At 46.8% G+C, this 18,668-nt stretch carries 13 protein-coding genes; 10 read left to right on the top strand and 3 right to left on the bottom strand.

Annotated features, from left to right (window positions below; translation table 11 throughout):
• Window positions 1–4 precede the first annotated feature (4 nt).
• On the bottom strand, window positions 5–1,207 hold the full coding sequence (locus tag GJU87_RS15645; RefSeq protein WP_153640345.1) for a M20 family metallopeptidase: 1,203 nt from the start codon (window positions 1,205–1,207) through the stop codon (window positions 5–7).
• Window positions 1,204–1,572, bottom strand: coding sequence for a sulfite exporter TauE/SafE family protein (locus GJU87_RS15640; protein WP_106540461.1), 369 nt, complete (start codon window positions 1,570–1,572; stop codon window positions 1,204–1,206). Before GJU87_RS15640 ends, GJU87_RS15645 begins: the two co-directional genes overlap by 4 nt.
• A gap of 194 nt (window positions 1,573–1,766) precedes the next feature.
• On the opposite strand from GJU87_RS15640, the gene GJU87_RS15635 reads away from it, so the two are divergent.
• The 5 genes from GJU87_RS15635 (at window position 1,767) to GJU87_RS15615 (ending at window position 9,238) form a co-directional block, all read left to right on the top strand.
• Window positions 1,767–2,852 (top strand): DUF1573 domain-containing protein, encoded by a 1,086-nt coding sequence (locus GJU87_RS15635; protein ID WP_153640344.1) that lies wholly within the window; start codon window positions 1,767–1,769, stop codon window positions 2,850–2,852.
• Window positions 2,853–2,978: 126 nt separating this feature from the next.
• Window positions 2,979–4,124, top strand: a complete 1,146-nt coding sequence (gene meaB, locus GJU87_RS15630) for a methylmalonyl Co-A mutase-associated GTPase MeaB (RefSeq protein ID WP_153640343.1) — start codon at window positions 2,979–2,981, stop codon at window positions 4,122–4,124.
• A 211-nt stretch (window positions 4,125–4,335) separates the two neighbouring features.
• The gene (locus tag GJU87_RS15625; protein WP_194831553.1) at window positions 4,336–5,433 is read left to right on the top strand and encodes a TlpA disulfide reductase family protein; all 1,098 of its coding nucleotides are present in this window, start codon (window positions 4,336–4,338) and stop codon (window positions 5,431–5,433) included.
• A 130-nt stretch (window positions 5,434–5,563) separates the two neighbouring features.
• Window positions 5,564–6,955 (top strand): dihydrolipoyl dehydrogenase, encoded by a 1,392-nt coding sequence (gene lpdA / locus GJU87_RS15620; protein ID WP_153640341.1) that lies wholly within the window; start codon window positions 5,564–5,566, stop codon window positions 6,953–6,955.
• A gap of 894 nt (window positions 6,956–7,849) precedes the next feature.
• Window positions 7,850–9,238 (top strand): aminopeptidase C, encoded by a 1,389-nt coding sequence (locus GJU87_RS15615; protein ID WP_228492019.1) that lies wholly within the window; start codon window positions 7,850–7,852, stop codon window positions 9,236–9,238.
• Window positions 9,239–9,352: 114 nt separating this feature from the next.
• Here GJU87_RS15615 and GJU87_RS15610 read toward each other — a convergent pair whose 3' ends face one another.
• A complete protein-coding gene (locus GJU87_RS15610; protein ID WP_194831552.1) occupies window positions 9,353–10,591 on the bottom strand; it encodes a serpin family protein in 1,239 nt (412 codons plus the stop codon).
• A gap of 300 nt (window positions 10,592–10,891) precedes the next feature.
• Here GJU87_RS15610 and GJU87_RS15605 point away from each other — a divergent pair, with 300 nt between their 5' ends.
• The 5 genes from GJU87_RS15605 (at window position 10,892) to GJU87_RS15585 (ending at window position 18,639) form a co-directional block, all read left to right on the top strand.
• Window positions 10,892–11,455: an RNA polymerase sigma factor gene (locus tag GJU87_RS15605; protein WP_153640339.1), complete on the top strand. Its 564-nt coding sequence runs from the start codon at window positions 10,892–10,894 to the stop codon at window positions 11,453–11,455.
• Window positions 11,449–12,927: an outer membrane beta-barrel protein gene (locus GJU87_RS15600; protein WP_153640338.1), complete on the top strand. Its 1,479-nt coding sequence runs from the start codon at window positions 11,449–11,451 to the stop codon at window positions 12,925–12,927. The genes GJU87_RS15605 and GJU87_RS15600 overlap by 7 nt, the downstream gene beginning before the upstream one ends.
• Before the next feature lie 77 nt (window positions 12,928–13,004).
• Complete coding sequence (locus GJU87_RS15595; protein WP_228492018.1) at window positions 13,005–14,030, top strand: lytic transglycosylase domain-containing protein; 1,026 nt, start codon at window positions 13,005–13,007, stop codon at window positions 14,028–14,030.
• Between the two features lie 9 nt (window positions 14,031–14,039).
• Window positions 14,040–16,868 carry an excinuclease ABC subunit UvrA gene (gene uvrA, locus GJU87_RS15590; RefSeq protein ID WP_153640337.1) on the top strand — a complete coding sequence of 943 codons (2,829 nt, stop codon included), beginning with the start codon at window positions 14,040–14,042 and terminating at the stop codon, window positions 16,866–16,868.
• A 103-nt stretch (window positions 16,869–16,971) separates the two neighbouring features.
• Window positions 16,972–18,639, top strand: a complete 1,668-nt coding sequence (locus GJU87_RS15585) for a nucleoside kinase (RefSeq protein WP_153640336.1) — start codon at window positions 16,972–16,974, stop codon at window positions 18,637–18,639.
• Window positions 18,640–18,668 lie beyond the last annotated feature (29 nt).

Genomic DNA, 18,668 nt, shown 5'->3' with positions numbered 1-18,668 from the left:
TAGCTTATTCCTTTTTCTGCTGCGAGAAACGGGCCGCCAGGTAGGCCATGTGTCCAACAGAAGTTTCCAACGCTTTTTCGTCGATGTCGAAAGTGGGCGAGTGCAGTGATGCGGTTTCGCTGCTTCCGGGTTTCTTCACGCCAAAGCGGAAAAAGGCAACCGGAAATTGTTGCGAATAATAGGCAAAATCTTCGCAGGTCATTCGCAATCCCATGTCTTCTACTCTTTCTTTACCCAGATATTCGACGGCAAACTCGCGGGCCTGTTTGGTCACCTCGTGGTCGTTCATCAGCATGGGGTAGCCATGGTTGATTTGAAACTCACAGGTAGCTCCCATGCCTTCGGCTATTGCCTGGCCGATTTTTTGAATCCGTTCCTTCGCTTCGGCTCGCCAGGTTTCGTCCATGGTGCGGAACGTACCGGATACATACACTTCATCGGGGATGATGTTTGTGGCTCCTTCAGCAATTACTCTTCCGAAAGAAAGCACCGATGGGATATCGGCCGGAGCGTTACGGCTCACTACTTGCTGCAGCGCAGTAATGATGTGTGCGGTTGTTAAAACGGTATCCGTCAGTTTGTGTGGCAAAGCTCCGTGTCCGCCTTTTCCCCTAACGGTGAAAAAGATTTCGTCGCCGGAAGCCATATACATCCCGGGTCGGAAACCAACATGGCCGGCTTCCATTTCCGGTAGCACATGTTGAGCCAGAATCAGTTCCGGTTTCGGATCGTTCAATGCTCCCGATTCCAATAACAGTTTTCCGCCTCCGGGGAATTGTTCTTCTCCCGGCTGGAAGATAAACAGGAACGTACCGCGAAGTTTGTGTTCCAGTTTCTTCAAGATTCGAATAACTCCCAATAAAGAGGCGGAGTGTGCATCGTGTCCGCAGGCATGCATCACGCCCCGGTTGAGGGAGCAGTAACTATCGTTTGAGTTTTCGACAATCGGAAGGGCATCGATGTCAGCGCGCAACGCAATCGTTCGTCCTCCCGGCAGTTTTCCGTCAAGCCGGGCAATGATGCCGGTTTTGACAATTCCCGTCCGATAGGAAACACCTATTTCGTCCAATTGCTTTTGGATAAAATCGGAGGTTTCAAACTCTTCGAATGACAACTCGGGGTATTGGTGTAAGTGGCGACGGATGGCGACCGTGTCGTTGAAATATTGTTGTGCCAGTTGTTGTATCTCTTTCTTCAATTCCATCATTTTCCAAAAAACATTTTAGCTCCGACAATTAACAGGAATAACGCAAAGATTCGTCGCATCAACTTCTCGGGAACGGCGATGGAAAACTGTGCTCCAACCCAGGCACCCAAAACGAAGATTAAGGTAATGATAATAGCATATTTCCAGTTGATGAAACCCTGTTTCTGGTAAGCCATGGCTGCCAGAATCCCGGTAGGCGGTAAGAGGATAGCCAAACTGGTTCCCTGCGCGGTGTGTTGTTCCATTCCGAAGAGATAGACCAAAGCCGGAATCAGGACAATACCGCCGCCCACACCGAGTGCTCCACTAACGATCCCGGCGGTAAATCCGACCAGAACCAGCAACAAAACCTGCGATAGTTCCATAGATCATAGTTTTTGTCGAAGATACGAAATTCCCAAAGTACAACGTTATTAGAACGTAAAGAGCCGGACGCTGCCTAATTCCTAAATAGAATTAAAGAATGTTAAAACTGGTGCTTTTACAGGCCATTATCTGAAGTTGGTCTCAATAAGCGAATCATAATTTTATTAGTTTTGTTCAGATAAAATGTTGTATTATGAAGAGAACTGTTTCTGTTTTAGTATTATTTCTGTTCATGGCGGGTTTGAATTCGGCGGTCGCACAAAACCGGGCCACCATAAAATTCGATAACCTGGAACATAACTTTGGTACATTCAAGGAAGAACAAGGGAATGTATCGTATGATTTCAAATTTAAAAATACGGGTAATGCGCCTTTGATTGTTTCCTATGTGCGTTCTTCGTGTGGTTGTACAACCCCGGAGTGGACCCGGAAACCTGTGTCACCCGGTGACGAGGGCCATATCAGGGTAACTTACAATCCGCGTAACCGTCCGGGAAATTTTACCAAGACGATTAGTATCTCCTCAAATGCAACGAATCCGATGGTGGTTCTGAAGATTCGCGGTAAGGTGATTCCCCGCGTGAAAACACCTGAAGAGCTTTACCCGCGCGAGGTAGGTTTGATCAGGATGCGTACCAATCATCTGGCTTTTGTGAAAATTAAAGATGATGAGGTCAGAACCGACAGCCTTCAATTCGTTAACCTGGGCGACAAGCCGGTGACGATTGGTGTGAAGCAGGCACCGTCATATCTGAAAGTGGACATTGTTCCGAAGACGGTAGAGCCGGGTAAGAAAGGCCATTTCGTGGTAACCTACGATGCCTCGAAAAAGAAAGAATACGGATTTGTGATCGACCGGGTGTATTTGACCGAAAACGGTGAATCGAACTATAATTACTCCATTGGTGTTAGCGCTACGATTGTGGAAGACTTTTCGAAACTCACTCCGCAACAGTTGGCCAATTCGCCTAAAGTTGGTTTTGACGAGCGCGTGTTTAATTTCGGCGAAATCAGTGAAGGACAGAAAGTGAATCACGTTTTCCAGATTAAGAATACCGGTAAGAGCGATTTGGTTATCCGTCGCATCCGGGCATCGTGCGGATGTACTGCCGTTACTCCGGCTACAACCGTTATTAAGCCGGGCCAAAGCACCGATTTGAAAGTGGTCTTTAATTCGCATGGCAAGCGTGGTCGTCAGAATAAATCGATTACGGTTATCACGAACGATCCCGATCAGCCAACCACGATTTTACGGATTACCGGAAATGTGAAGTCATAACCCGATTCAAAGATATTCATCAGGAGAACCTCCATTTTTATGGAGGTTTTTTTATGTCCGAATACGCTGATTATTCCGTGTAAACGGGGTAAAAAATTGTAATTTCGCAGGAAAGTGAACAATAAAATGAGCAAGGATAATCATCATAACGACCACCCTGAAAATGATCCGAACTACCTCGGATTGAACGTAAATAAAGGAATTGAGCAGCCCGATTCGGTGAATGAAGATTCTGTGAAGCGGTTTCTGAGCAAACGAAAACGCAAATTGCTTCCGGCGGACGAGTATGTGAAAGGAATTCTGGATGGAAACCGTACGCTGCTTAGTCAGGCGGTAACGCTGGTGGAAAGTAGCAATCCCGAACATCAGCAGCTGGCGCAGGACATTATTATTAAATGCCTGCCGTTTGCCGGGAACTCAACCCGGTTGGGAATTACCGGTGTGCCCGGAGCGGGAAAAAGTACATTTATCGAGGCGTTGGGCAAGCACATCACCGGAAATGGTGGAAAGCTGGCCGTTCTTGCCATTGACCCAAGTTCCGAGCGGACGAAAGGTTCAATTCTTGGTGACAAAACCCGGATGGAAAGCTTGTCTGGTGATCCCAACGCTTACATCCGTCCCAGTCCTTCGGCAGGTTCGCTGGGCGGCGTGGCCCGGAAGACAAGAGAAACTATTGTTCTATGCGAAGCCGCTGGATTTGATACCATTTTTATCGAAACCGTAGGAGTTGGACAATCCGAAACAGCAGTGCACTCGATGGTCGATTTCTTCCTGTTAATTCAAATAGCGGGAGCTGGCGACGAGTTGCAGGGAATCAAACGCGGCATCATCGAGATGTCCGATGCCATAGCCATCAACAAGGCTGATGGCAGTAACATCGAGAAAGCCAACATGGCCGCTTCGCAATTCCGCAATGCACTGCATCTTTTCCCGCCCACGGAATCGGGATGGATTCCGAAGGTGCTCACCTGTTCATCGCTGGTAGGCACAGGCATCACCGAAGTTTGGGATACGGTGAATGACTACGTTAATCGGACCCGGAAGAATGGATTTTTCAATTACCGTCGTCGGGAACAAGCAAAATACTGGATGTACGAATCGGTAAACGAAACGCTGAGAAACAATTTTTATGGTAATCCGGAGATAAAAAAGCAGTTGGATGGAATGGAAAAAGCAGTTCTGAGTGACGAGATCAGTTCGTTTGTGGCTGCCCGAAGGTTGCTCGATATCTACTTCAAAACGTTCGAAAGCAAAGATGAAAAGCCGGAATAACTTTGCCTGAACGGCTAATGACAACTCCTGAAACTCAGAAAAATATTGCGGTGTACGTTATGTAATCCAGGAATTTGAGATTCGTTTTACTGATTCAGATCTTTTGATAACTTTGTTTATCACATTGAAATATGTTCAATTATTGTTTTGTTAGAGTAAGAAAATATCTGATAGAAGGATAGTATAAGCAACTATGAAAAAACTAAATCGAATGAAAAAATTCCTGTTTTTGCTGCTTGCCTTGTCGGCTTTTGCAGCTTGTTCATCACCTGATGGATTTATTATTAAAGGAAATATCCAGGGCCAGAATACTGGTGAAGTGGCTTTGTTAAAATACGACGGAACCAAGTGGAATGTGGAAGACACAGCCAAGCTTGAGGACGGCAATTTTGTGCTGAAAGGCAAGACGGATTTACCTGAATTGCGCGTTATTCGTTTAGGTCAGAAGAAACTGGTTTCCCAGTTCTTTGCTGAAAACGGAAAGATTAATGTGAAAGCTTACGCCGATAGTTTGGACAAAACGGTGGTTACCGGTTCCGAGTCTAACGAAATTTTCACGCAGTTTACTGATGAAATGAAGCGTCTTTCCAGCGAGGCTAAAGATATTCAGCAACGATATGCCAAAGCCCGCATGAGTGGAGATGAAGACGGCATGAAGAAAGCCCAGATTGACATCGAGGCAATGGTTGACAACCAGAAAGTTTTTGCCAAGAATTTTATTCGTGAGCACAAAAACAGCACAGTTGCTCCTTTCGTTGCTTTGTGGCAGTTTGGACAGACTGCAACATACAATGATCTGGATACATTAATTGCATCCTTCGATCCTTCTATCAAGGAATCGATTTATGTAAAAGAGCTGCAGAAGATGGCCGATCAGCGTCGTGTAACCGGAATTGGTGCCGTGGCTCCCGATTTTACCATGAACGATCCGGACGGAAATCCATTTACATTGTCTTCACTTCGCGGAAAATATGTACTGCTCGATTTCTGGGCATCGTGGTGTGCTCCCTGTCGTCAGGAAAATCCGAACGTGGTAAAAGTGTACAACGAGTACAAGGATAAAGGCTTCACGGTTCTGGGAGTATCACTCGATCGTGATCATGACGCGTGGGTGAAAGCCATTAAGGATGATCACCTGACCTGGCACCAGGTTTCCGACCTGCAATACTGGAACAATAAAGTGGCCCGCGAATATGGCGTGACCAGTATTCCGCACTCACTGTTGTTGGATAAAGATGGAAAGATCATCGCTAAAAACCTTCGTGGTCCGGCGTTGGAGCAAAAGCTGAAAGAAGTATTTGGCGAATAAAATATTTGTACTACCAAAAAGCCGTTCCGCAAGGGGCGGCTTTTTTTGCTTACGGCTTCCCCGAACATAACGAACTTTTCTTTGTTGGAAGAAGTGAAAAATTTTTTTCCGGAAAACGATTGATAAAAAAATGAACTACGATCTTTTAGTTATAGGAAGTGGTCCGGGCGGATATGTTGCCGCTATCAGGGCCTCGCAGCTCGGTTTAAAAGTAGCTGTAGTTGAGAAAGAAAACGTGGGTGGAATCTGCCTGAACTGGGGATGTATTCCGACCAAATCGTTGCTGAAAAGCGCGCAGGTTTTCGAATATACCAAACACGCAGCCGATTACGGTGTAGCCATCGACGGCGATATCAAGGCCGATTTTACCAGCATGGTAAAACGAAGTCGTGACGTAGCCGGTGGCATGAGCAACGGCGTTCAGTTTCTTTTCAAGAAGAATAAAGTTGAAAAGATTGAAGGTTTTGGAAAGCTCGTTGCCAAAAACACCGTTGAAGTAACCGACAGCAAAGGGAAAAAAGAAAAGTATACAGCCAAGCACATTCTGTTGGCCACAGGTGCTCACTCGAAGCAGCTGCCCAACCTGCCGCAGGATGGTAAAAAAATTATCGGTTACCGCGAGGCTCTTTCACTCGATAAACAACCCGAAAGCATGGTGGTTGTCGGGTCCGGAGCCATCGGAAGCGAGTTTGCCTATTTCTATTCAGCTATCGGAACCAAAGTAACGTTGGTCGAATTCATGCCGACCCTGGTTCCGAACGAAGACGCCGATGTAGCTGCTCAGCTTGGACGCTCGTTCAAGAAAATGGGTATGAAAGTAATGGTGAATTCTTCGGTCGAAAAGGTTGACACTTCAGGCAAGAAATGCAAGGTAACCGTGAAAACCAAGAAAGGCGAAGAGCAGATTGAAGCCGACATCGTACTTTCAGCGGTTGGTATCGAGCCGAACCTCGAGGGCATTGGCCTGGAAGAGATGAAGATTGCTACCGAGAAAGGTAAAATCAAGGTAGACGATTATTACCGCACCAACGTGGAAGGTGTTTATGCCATCGGTGATATCGTTCACGGACCGGCACTGGCACACGTGGCTTCCGCCGAAGGTATTATCTGTGTTGAGAAGATTGCCGGTGAAAATCCGCAGCCGCTCGATTATGGAAATATTCCGGCCAACACGTACACCACCCCTGAGATTGCTTCAGTCGGTATGACCGAGAAAGCTGCGAAGGAAGCTGGTTACGAACTGAAAGTCGGTAAATTCCCGTTCACGGCATCCGGTAAAGCAAAATCGGCCGGTGCTGCCGACGGTTTTGTGAAACTGATTTTCGATGCCAAATACGGCGAATTGCTCGGCGCCCACCTGATTGGTGCCAATGTAACCGAAATGATTGCCGAGCTGGTAGTAGCCCGCAAGCTGGAAATTACCGGTCACGAGCTCATCAAATCGGTTCACCCGCACCCAACCATGAGCGAAGCAGTGATGGAAGCTGCTGCTGCCGCTTTCGACGAGGTGATCCACATTTAAACAGAGATTTAATTCTATCGGGATACGAACCCTCCGGTTACTGCCATACCGGAGGGTTTTTTTATGCTTGCCTGAACCTTGTCTCTTTCCCGTTAGGTGCAAAGGAGCGCCTCCACGCATTGTAACGGGTATTCTCCCGGAAACTGAGACGCTTCATTCGGATCGGATTTAATACTTCCGGAAACGGAGGGACTAAATCAGAATGTGATTTCGTACTTCCTCAAACCGGGGAAGCACATCGGCAATTAAATGCAGCTCCTCCCGAAACTGAGGCGCTTCACTTCAGCGTGATGAATACCCTCCGGGAACTGAGGCACCTCCTTTCGGTGTGAAAAGCGTCCTCCCGAAACTGGGGCGCTTCATTGCAGCGTGCACGAACATCTCCCCGAAACTGAGGGAAAAAATTCAAATCTGATTTAGTACCTCCCGAAACTGAGGCACTTCACTTCAGCGTGATGAATACCCTCCGGGAACTGAGGCACCTCTTTTCGGTGTGAAAAGCGTCCTCCCGAAACTGAGACGTTTCGTTTCAGTGCGATGGACGCCTTCCCGAAACTGAGGCACTTCATTTCAGTGTGATGAGTGTCCTGCCACAACTGAGGAGCTTCTTTTCAGGGTGACGAGTCTCCTATCGCAACTCAGGCACTTCATCTCAGTGAGGTGAACACCCTCCGGAAACTGAGGCACCTCTTTCAGTGTGACGAATGCCTTCCGGGAAACCGGGATACTTCAATTCAATGAGAATAGTACTTCGGCAAAACGGGAGTAACTCAAAATCCGGGCATTTGGGGGTTGAATGCGCCACATTAAGTTAAAAACTGACGAAAGTTTCCCGACAGGTTTCTTCATATAATTATATTTACCGTTCAACTTTAAACAAAACGATAAGTGAATATGATGAAAAAACTGACATTGCTGTTGTTGCTGGGAGTGTGGAGTGCCACAGCGGCCTGGGCTCAATCGGGGGCACTGACAGCAGACCAACTACAGAAAATCAGACAATCGTACAAGGAAGATTCGTACACCAAAGCGATGGAAAATGCGCTTTCGAACAACGATATCAACAAGCTGGCGCTGAACCGCGACAATGTGGACAAAGTTGACCAGCATTTCAAATACAAAGTAGATGATATTTCCGGCATCACCGACCAAAAAGGCTCGGGCCGTTGCTGGATGTTTACCTCGCTGAATATCTTCCGACCGGTGGCCATGCGGCATTTCAACGTCGATGAGTTTGAGTTCTCGGAGAATTACCTCTATTTCTACGATATTTTCGAGAAGGCTAATCTCTTTCTGAACAACGTGGTTGCCAGTGCTGACCTTCCGTTTACGAGCCGGAAGGTGAACTGGTATTTCAAATCGCCGGTAGACGACGGTGGCGTTTGGAACTCGTTTGTCAACCTGGTGAACAAGTACGGGATGGTTCCCAAGAGTGCCATGCCCGAAACTCATTCGAGTGAGAACACCCGGAAGATGGTGAAGTTTATCGTGACCAAGTTGCGTCAGGATGGATTGGAACTCCGCCAGATGGTAGCCGACAAAAAATCGAAGACTGATATAGAGAACCGCCGGGTAGAAATGCTGGAAGGCGTTTACCGGATGCTGGCCCTGAACCTGGGAAATCCGCCGGAACAGTTCCGTTGGAGATACAAGGATAAAGACGGTAATCTCTCGGAATACAAAAACTACACACCGCAGCAATTCCGCGATGAAGTTTTGGGTGATATCAAACTGTCGGAATACGTGATGCTGATGAACGACCCGACGCGCCCGTATTACAAACACTACGAAATCGAGAATTACCGCAATACCGAGGAAGGCATCAACTGGAACTATGTGAACCTCCCGAACGATGTCATCAAGCAGTTTGCCATCGAGTCGATTAAAAACAACGAACCGATGTATGCTTCCTGCGATGTTGGTGCTTTCTACGTAAAAGGTTCAGGCGTATTGTCTACCGAGAATTACGACTATGGAGCGGTTTACGGTGTGAAATTCGGCATGGATAAGAAGCAGCGTATCCTAACGGGAGAAAGCGGTTCGTCGCACGGAATGGCACTGATTGCCGTTGATGTGAATGACCAGGGAAAACCCACCAAGTGGCAGTTTGAAAACAGCTGGGGCCCGGATTCTGATTACCACGGTTACCTGACGTTTACCGACAACTGGTTCAATCAATACATGTTCCGGTTTGTCATCAACAAAAAATATCTCGATAGCAAAACATTGAAAGCCTGGAGCGAAAAAGCAGAAATGCTGCCGCCGTGGGACCCGATGTTCTGATAGGAAATAAAAAAATGAAGGGACGACTCATTGGGGCCGTCCCTTTTTTGTGCCTAAAAACACAGAGGTATGAATAAAAAATCTGGTTAGTTGCCGGGCCTGGTGTGATCCCTCTCAACTTTCTGTCTCCGGGTCCGACAGTTGCCCCATAAACAAAATAGCCCCGGTATCTTCTTCCGTAATGAAGAAAAGGAAAGGATGGTCGGCATGAAACTCCACAGCCGAAGGCCCAATGGAATTAAGACTAATTCCCACTGATGTGGAAGCAGCCGCCTCCGTTCCTTCCTCGTTTACTTCAATAAATGTCTTATGTTTCACTTTGCTGATGTATAATCTTCCGTCGCTGTTGATATTTGTGAAGTCTGCCTCGGATTGCGAAAAGGCTTTGGGCATTCCCAAGGAGGCCAGCACGTCTTTCAGTCCGGTTTCCCACGAAAAGGTGAATTTGGGCAGCCAAACATCCAGTTCCACCGGTTGGCTCATTCCTTTCAAATAAGTCTGCCATGAATCGGCGTCCAGCGATTGCAATATCTCGGTATTTGATACCCCTTCGTTGGGCAGCATTACGAGCATCCTGAATTTCCCCCGTCCGTAAGGAAAAGCCGCCATCCGAAATTTGTTGGTCGCCAGGTACGACAGCTTCAGATTTTTCCGCATCATCGGAACGTTGACCGTGTTGTTATCGGTCAGTGTGAATGGCTTATTCTGCGTAGTATTCGAATCGAATTTCTCTGCCCAGCTTCCTTTGAAATAAATGGCATTCAACAGGTACATCACATCATTCGGATCGATGTTGGTCACCATTTTCTGAATCCGGTCGTGCGTTTTCCGGCTGACCCAATCATTGATTTGATTCACGGCAGTGTTATCGAAGGGAAGTCGGGTAACTTCCGCGTCGTAATAATCGTTATTGACTTTGATGAACTTTTCCAGTACATCAAAATTTTTCCGAATCCAGATGGAATTGGCAATATCGAGGTCAACGCTGGTGTCGCAATTCCGCAAAGCGGGAATTAATTTCTGGTAGGCAGAGTTAATATCATCGGTCGTAAATCCGCTGGATGATAGTACCTGCTCCATTTCGGTGCGGGTGTCGCCGTTTGCTCCGTTGAGGGCCATGCTCAGAGCACTCGATATACTGAGCGGTGATATCATCAGGTTGGTGCCGGCTTCACTGTTTTCAATCAATGTGCCGAACAGGTTAAAGCCAAACTGATTATCTGAATTGACTATTTCAGTCGACTTCTCATCGAGTTTGATGTCGGTTCCGGGTGTATTATCATTCGCCCCGGAAGAACAACCGGTCATCGAAACCGGCAATAGAATCAGGGTAACTAGTTTTGTTAACTTCATGGCCTGGCATTTTGGAATTAGATGGGAGGAAAGCATAATTGGTTGCGTAGATAAAATTCTGACTAGTGACGCAACCATTTGCGACGGGCTTCGCGTCTAATCATTGAGTTTAGAAAAATACCGGTTAATCTAAATGAAATGAGAATGAATATTCATCCCCAAATACAGAGAGTTTATCAACATTTTTTAACAGAAATAGCTCGTGCATTGCGTTCTTATATTGGTGGAATTTATTTAGGTTGCAGTTTAATTTGATTCGGGCCTGATTTTTGATCGAGAATTCGAACTAAAGTATACTGCGTGACCGACCTGGATGATATCATAAAAAAATGCTCCGCTGGCGACCGAAAGTCGCAGTCCCTGTTATATCAACGCTTCGCAGGCAAGATGTACGGGGTCTGTCTGCGGTATTCCAAAGATGCCACCGAAGCGGAGGATAATCTTCAGGAGGGGTTTATCCGGGTCTTTACCAAGATTGACCAGTTTCAGTTTAAAGGTTCGTTTGAGGGGTGGATGAGACGAATCATGGTAAACACGTCACTTGAAAAATTCCGCAAGCAAAATAATCTGTATCCGGTAGAGGATATTACCTTATATGAGGGGAAACAACTGAGTGAAGATTTGTTGGCGCAGATTAATGCCAATGAATTGCTCAAGCTGGTGCAGGAACTGCCGGCCCGTTATCGTATGGTGTTCAACCTGTATGCGATTGAAGGATTTTCTCACAAGGAAATCGGGGAAATGATGGGGATTTCAGAAGGAACTTCCAAGTCGAACCTGTCGAGGGCACGGGTGATATTACAGAAGAAAGTATATGAAAAATTTGGTGTTGAAAGGAGCAAAGTCAACAATACAATATGTTAGCTGAAAAACACGATATTGACCAGCTTTTCCGGGACAGGCTGGAGGGATTTGAAGAAACTCCTCCTATGTATGTCTGGAAAAATATCGAAGATTCGCTGGACAAGCGGAAGAAAGCGTATAGGCTGGCTTTGATAAAGGGATTGTCGATTGCAGCTGCGGTGGTTTTGGCGTTTATCGCCGGATGGGTTGTAACCCAACCACACCAGGAGCAAGCGGCAAACGAAGTGGCTGTAGTGCCGCAAAAAACGGTTACGCCCCAACCGACCAACGTTGCCGGTGAAAAAACTACAACTGGTACAACCCAAACGGTAGTACCGGTCAAAATGTCTACACTTTCGGCTTCTGTGATGCCGGTGAAAATGATCGGAGGTCCCGGTAACGGAAGCAATCATACTGTACAGATAAACGAAGCGGCTGTTTTGGCTATGGCCGAAAGAAAGCAGGATGAGACCATGTCGGAAATCAACGCCCGCATACCGTCTGTTCCTTCTGGTAGTAACTCCGCATTGTCAGGTCGAAATGAAAGCTGGATTCAATTCCTGTCAAAGCATTTGGGGCTGGACAATGATAACGATTCGCAACTGGCAGTTTTAAAGCAGAAGTTGAATGATCAGAGCATCATTGCTGACAACATTCAGAAGTACCAGGACGAAAAAGAGAATAAACCGATCAATCGATGGAGATTGGCAGCAGAAGCATCTCCTCTTTTTTCAGGACAGTCGTCATCAGGAGGTCATGGCGATTTGTATGCAGCAGCCAATGCGTTTTCAAGTGTCTCTCAGTCCTCTACTTCCACAGAACCCACATTTTCAGGCGGAGTGATGTTTGGTTATAAACTCAACAAGCGGTTATCAGTCAGATCGGGTATCGTGTACTCAAAGATCAGGCATAACACCAGCCGGGTTCCCGTTTTTGGCGACAATAATCCGGAATTTGCGAACGTCAGAACTGACTACGGAGTTAATTCCAACTCGACAGCCTATGCAGCTAATACCGAAGTTGGGATGGTTAACTTCCGGAAACCGCCGTCGTCAATAAAGGACGGAGCATATTTAGCTGTGAGTTCGTCTAATGGTATGAGCACTAGTACTACTGCCTATGCCAGCAATGCCGATTTGAAGCAGAACCTGGAGTATATCGAGGTTCCGGTTTTGGTAGCCTACCATCTCATCGACCGCAAAGTGAATGTCGATTTAACCGGAGGAATGAGCACCAACATTTTGGTCGGCAACAAAGCTTCTCTTTACGAAAGCGGAGTGAAGACGCAAAGCGGTGAAACCAGTCAACTGCGCGATCTGGTTTATGCCGGAACCGTTGGCCTCGGGTTGGGATATGAGTTGAGTAAGCGGGTGACCGTGACACTGGAACCAAGGATAAAATATTATCTCAATTCCATTAGTACCAGCAGTGAAATCAATTACCGTCCGTACCAGTTGGGTATTTACACGGGATTGACCTATGCGTTTAATTAAAATTCTGCCTGCTTTTGGGGTTTGAATCGGTTTTCAAAAAGGTTATCTTTGAAACTCGAATTTAAAACCCTGGAAAATTGAAGGAGAGGAATTTATCACGCGAGAGGGGGAGTCTGAACAGCATTTCCATTTTTTTATCGGTAATTGCCATTGGAGTTATCATCGGAGGATTGTTTTTCAACAGTACCAGTGATGACAATACCAAATCGCCATATTCATTGAATGACAATACAGGAAAGGTTTATTTCAGTCCGCCTGAGTTACCCGATACGCTTAACTTTGCCGGCGAACCGGTTCCTTTACAGGATTTTGATGTGAAGGAAGCACTCGATCGGGAGATGTTGGTGAATACCTATTTTCATTCTCAAACATTACTTTTTATCAAGAAGGCACCACGCTATTTTCACGTGATTGAGCCCATTCTGAAGGAACAGGGCGTTCCCGATGACTTTAAATATCTGGCTTTGGCCGAAAGCAGTTTTTTCGACCGGGCAGTGAGTCCGGCGGGTGCTGTGGGCATTTGGCAGTTTATGAAACCGACCGCCCGCGATTATGGTTTGGAGGTGAATAATGAGGTGGACGAACGGTACAATCTGGTGAAAGCCACGCAGGCCGCTTGCAAATACCTGAAGCACAATTACGAGAAATATGGTAGTTGGACCATGGTGGCAGCGGCTTACAATGCTGGCCGTACCGGTGTGGCGCGGCAAATTGTTCGTCAGAAGAACCACAATTATTACGATTTGTTATTAGGTGAAGAAACCGGGCGGTATGTTTATCGCATACTGGCGTTGAAATTGATTCTGAGCGATCCGGAGAACTATGGATTTAAAGTCCCGAAGGACGAAATCTATCCGATCATTCCGACCTATAACATAACAATCGACGGGCCGGTAGATGATTTTGCCGATTTTGCCCGGGAGCATGGTGTGAATTATAAAATATTGAAATATTTCAATCCCTGGTTGAGGGAAACAACTTTGTCCAATCCGTCAGGAAAGACTTACGTCATCAGGTTACCTGAAGAAGGTTACCGCACTTTTCATTGGGACAAGGAAGTGAATAAGGCAGAGCAGGATTCTATTTCCGACCAGGACGAATAAGTAGATTGAATGAACAAAGAAGATAAAATTGTTGTGAGAGGCGCACGTGTGCACAACCTCCGCAACATTGATGTTGAGATACCACGCAACAAACTGACGGTGATTTCCGGCCTATCGGGAAGTGGAAAATCGTCACTGGCATTCGATACCATTTACGCAGAAGGACAACGACGCTACATCGAGACTTTCTCGGCGTATGCCCGTTCATTTCTGGGCAACATGGAACGCCCCGATGTGGACGAAATCAGTGGCTTAAGCCCGGTGATTTCCATCGAACAGAAAACAACGAATAAAAATCCGCGGTCTACAGTAGGAACGGTCACTGAAATTTATGACTTTCTCCGGTTGCTGTATGCCCGTGCCGGTATCGCTTATTCCTACAACACCGGCGAGAAAATGGTGAAGTACACCGACGAGCAGATCATCAATTTGATTCTGGAGCGTTTCGACGGCAAACCAACCATTATTCTGGCTCCGGTAGTAAAAGGGCGTAAGGGGCACTACCGTGAATTGTTCGAGCAAATTCGCCGCAAGGGATTTCTGTACGCCCGAGTCGATGGTGAGGTGCGCGAAATGACGCATGGTCTGAAAGTCGATCGTTACAAGAATCACCACATTGAAATTGTCATCGACAAGCTGGTGGTGGATTCGGCTGACAGAAAGCGCTTGCGCGATTCGGTGGAAACAGCCATGAAACACGGAAGCGGAATCATCATGATTCAGGAAAAAGGAAGTGATGAAGCCAAGTATTATTCCCGTCACCTGATGTGTCCGACGACCGGAATTTCGTACAACGAACCGGCGCCGCACAGCTTCTCATTTAACTCGCCGCAGGGAGCTTGTCCGAAGTGCAACGGACTGGGAGAAGTGACCGAAATCGATATTGACAAGATTATTCCCGATCCGTCAATAAGTATTGCCAAAGGCGGAATTGCTCCGTTGGGCTCCTATAAAAACTCGCTGATATTTTGGCAAATCGAAGCGTTGGCTGAGAAATACGGAGTGACGTTAAAAACTCCCTTGAGTAAGTACCCGGAAGAAGCTATCGATGCCATTCTTTTTGGCACAAGTGAACGGATTCAGTTAAAAAATACGCCGTTGGGAAGCTCCGTCAATTACATGATGAGCTACGAAGGAGTGGTGAAATATATCGTCAATCAGAAAAGCGACAATCCGTCGAAAAAGGCGCAAAAGTGGGCGGACCAGTTCCATAAAACCAATGTTTGTCCGGTTTGTAACGGACAACGGTTGAATAAAGAAGCGCTCCACTTCAAGATTGACGAAAAAAATATTGCCGAACTATCGAAGATGGACATTGGCGAACTCTCGATGTTCCTCGAAAATATCGAGTCGCGGTTAACCGAACGACAGCGACTGATTGGCTCGGAAGTATTGAAAGAAATTCGGGATCGCTTACGATTCCTCTTGGACGTTGGGTTGGAATACCTTTCGCTCGATCGTTCGGCGCGGAGTCTTTCCGGTGGAGAATCGCAGCGCATCCGGTTGGCTACGCAAATTGGTTCACAGCTGGTGAATGTACTGTATATCCTCGATGAGCCGAGCATCGGCTTGCACCATCGCGATAACCTGCGTCTTATTAATTCATTGCAGCAACTTCGGGATACCGGAAATTCGGTGGTCGTGGTAGAGCACGACCGCGACATGATTATGGAGTCTGATTACCTGGTAGACATGGGCCCGTTTGCCGGTCGGCATGGTGGTGAAGTCGTTGCTGCCGGAAATCCGAAAGAGCTGTTAAAGCTGGATACGCTGACATCAGCTTACCTGACCGGAGTGAAAAAGATCGCCATCCCGGAAAAGAGGAGAGAAGGAAACGGTGAGGTGCTTCGCATCAAAGGAGCGAGCGGTAACAACCTGAAAAAGGTTGATGTCGAATTCCCGTTAGGAAAATTCATCTGCGTTACAGGCGTTTCCGGAAGTGGAAAATCAACGCTCATTAACGAAACTCTGCAGCCGATTCTGAGTCAGCATTTCTATAAATCGGTGAAAGATCCGCTTCCTTACGAAAAAATTGAAGGTCTTGAACATATCGATAAAGTAGTCCAGGTCGACCAGTCACCGCTGGGACGGACGCCACGTTCCAATCCGGCAACCTACACCGGCGTATTTTCCGATATCCGTAATCTCTTTGCGATGTTGCCGGAATCGAAAGTTCGTGGCTATAAACCCGGCCGTTTCTCGTTTAACGTGAAAGGCGGGCGCTGCGAAGAGTGCCAGGGAGCTGGTATGAAGGTTATCGAGATGAATTTCCTGCCGGATGTGTACGTGCATTGTGATAAATGTAACGGGCGGCGCTACAATCGCGAAACGCTGGAAGTGCGGCACAAGGGAAAATCTATCAGCGATGTGCTGGATATGACCATCAATCAGGGTGTTGAATTCTTCGAGAATATCCCGTCGATTTTAATCAAGTTGAAAAGTCTTCAGGAAGTCGGCCTTGGTTACATTACGTTGGGGCAGTCATCAACGACTTTATCGGGAGGTGAATCGCAGCGGGTGAAACTGGCATCAGAGCTCAGCAAACGCGATACCGGCAAAACAATTTATATCCTGGATGAGCCCACTACCGGTCTTCATTTTGAAGATATCAGGGTATTGCTCGATGTCTTAAACAAGCTGGTCGACCGGGGAAATACGGTGATCGTTATCGAGCACAACATGGATGTAATTAAGGTGGCCGATCATATCATTGATATTGGGCCGGAAGGCGGACGAACTGGTGGAAAAGTCGTTTGTGCCGGGACACCGGAGCAAGTCGTTAAACACAAGAATTCTTACACCGCTCGTTTCCTGAAGGAAGAGCTGAAAAGAAAATAAGCACAGGCAGGATGACCTCCAAAAAGTGCATGGAACATTTTGAATGCAATTGAACAAAATGCGTTAACTTGATGCACCCATTCATTAGAAAACAGCCTTTTTTATGGTAAGAGATATTGAATTGCAATGCGAAAACAGTGGAAAGCTATGCAACTTCCCACTGGGAACCACACTCGGCGAAATAGCCGGTAGTATGGAAGTCTCATTACCGTCTCCTATTTTGGGAGCTTACGTGAACCACCGTGTAAAACCACTCGATTTTGAGTTGGTCAAGCCGAAGAAGATAGAATTCTTCGATTACAGCAACACTGATGGGCAGCGAATGTATCTTCGGTCGCTATCGTTTGTTTTGTACGTGGCAATGCGGAATATCTGGCCTGAGGCGCAATTGAAAATCGACCACGCTATTTCGAAAGGCTATTACTGTGAAATAGAGAATTTAGGAAGGCCGCTGACCGACCAGGATGTGTGGACACTTCGGGAGGAAATGCATGAGTTGATCGACAAAGATTTACCGATATCCCGAAAAAGGGTACTGACCGAAGAGGCTGTCAAAATCTTTGAGCAAGAAGGTTTGCACCGCAAAGCGGAACTCTTCAAAGAGTACGGCCGTATCTATGCGCCACTTTTGTGCCTGGCCGAAAGGCGTGACTTTTTCTATGGTCACGTATTGCCTTCTACAGGTTATTTGAAGCATTTTGGGTTAGAGAAATATTATGAAGGACTTTTGTTGCGGGTTCCCAATCCGGATTCCCCGGGTGAGTTGGAACCGGTAATCCGCCAGGAAAAACTTTTCGAAATATTTCGCGAGCACAAGGAGTGGGCCGGAATTCTTAGGATAGAAGATATTGCCGGTTTGAATGAGAAAGTTCGGCAAAAACGAGCCGGCGAAATCATCAAGATATCGGAGGCGCTTCATGAAAAGAAAATTGTAGAGATTGCGAACCAGATTTATGCCCGCCGCAATAAGGTGAATCTGGTACTGATTGCCGGGCCGTCGAGTTCGGGTAAGACAACCTTCAGCAAGCGCTTAGGAATTCAACTGGCTGTTGTTGGAATGCGCCCGATTTCTATCTCCCTGGATGACTTCTTTGTGGACAGGGAACACACTCCCAGAGACGAGTCAGGCGATTATGATTTCGAAGCGTTGGAAGCCATCGATATTGCGTATTTCAATGAGTTTCTAACCAAATTGATGAACGGCGAAACCGTTGAACGTCCGGTGTTCGATTTCCATAGCGGGGAGCGGGTATTCAAAGGGGAGATGCTGAAACTGGAGGAGAACAGCATTCTCATCATCGAAGGCATCCATGGCTTGAATCCGGGGCTGGTTCCCGGAATCGACAGCGGGCGAACCTTTAAAATTTTCATCTCGGCGCTGACCCAGATATCGATTGATGAGCACACCTATATTCCCACGACGGACAACCGGTTGTTGAGGCGCATTATTCGCGACAGTAAATACCGCGGCTACGATGCCCGGACGACTATTCAACGCTGGCCGAGTGTTCGAAGGGGAGAGGATACACATATTTTTCCTTACCAGGAAAATGCCGATGTGATGTTTAATTCGGCCCTGATTTATGAATTGGGTGTTTTGAAACGGTATGCAGAACATCTGCTCGAGCTTGTACCAGAGAACGCACCAGAATATGCCGAAGCCGTTCGGTTGCTGGTATTCATTTCCTACTTTTATCCAATCTCATCGCAGGAAATACCACCTACTTCGGTATTGCGCGAATTTCTGGGAGGAAGTAGTTTCAATTATTGAAAATCAGAAATTGCAGATAAAACAAAAGC

Source organism: Prolixibacter sp. NT017 (assembly GCF_009617875.1).
Classification (GTDB): Bacteria; Bacteroidota; Bacteroidia; order Bacteroidales; family Prolixibacteraceae; genus Prolixibacter.
The sequence above is the reverse complement of the archived record's forward strand: the minus strand, read 5'-3'. Positions and strand labels throughout refer to the sequence as shown.

Bases quoted from the DNA above. Each gene is read 5' to 3' on its own strand.
- GJU87_RS15645 (WP_153640345.1), bottom strand. From the start codon at position 1,207: ATGATGGAATTGAAGAAAGAGATACAACAACTGGCACAACAATATTTC.
- GJU87_RS15640 (WP_106540461.1), bottom strand. From the start codon at position 1,572: ATGGAACTATCGCAGGTTTTGTTGCTGGTTCTGGTCGGATTTACCGCC.
- GJU87_RS15635 (WP_153640344.1), top strand. From the start codon at position 1,767: ATGAAGAGAACTGTTTCTGTTTTAGTATTATTTCTGTTCATGGCGGGT.
- meaB (WP_153640343.1), top strand. From the start codon at position 2,979: ATGAGCAAGGATAATCATCATAACGACCACCCTGAAAATGATCCGAAC.
- GJU87_RS15625 (WP_194831553.1), top strand. From the start codon at position 4,336: ATGAAAAAATTCCTGTTTTTGCTGCTTGCCTTGTCGGCTTTTGCAGCT.
- lpdA (WP_153640341.1), top strand. From the start codon at position 5,564: ATGAACTACGATCTTTTAGTTATAGGAAGTGGTCCGGGCGGATATGTT.
- GJU87_RS15615 (WP_228492019.1), top strand. From the start codon at position 7,850: ATGATGAAAAAACTGACATTGCTGTTGTTGCTGGGAGTGTGGAGTGCC.
- GJU87_RS15610 (WP_194831552.1), bottom strand. From the start codon at position 10,591: ATGAAGTTAACAAAACTAGTTACCCTGATTCTATTGCCGGTTTCGATG.
- GJU87_RS15600 (WP_153640338.1), top strand. From the start codon at position 11,449: ATGTTAGCTGAAAAACACGATATTGACCAGCTTTTCCGGGACAGGCTG.
- uvrA (WP_153640337.1), top strand. From the start codon at position 14,040: ATGAACAAAGAAGATAAAATTGTTGTGAGAGGCGCACGTGTGCACAAC.
- GJU87_RS15585 (WP_153640336.1), top strand. From the start codon at position 16,972: ATGGTAAGAGATATTGAATTGCAATGCGAAAACAGTGGAAAGCTATGC.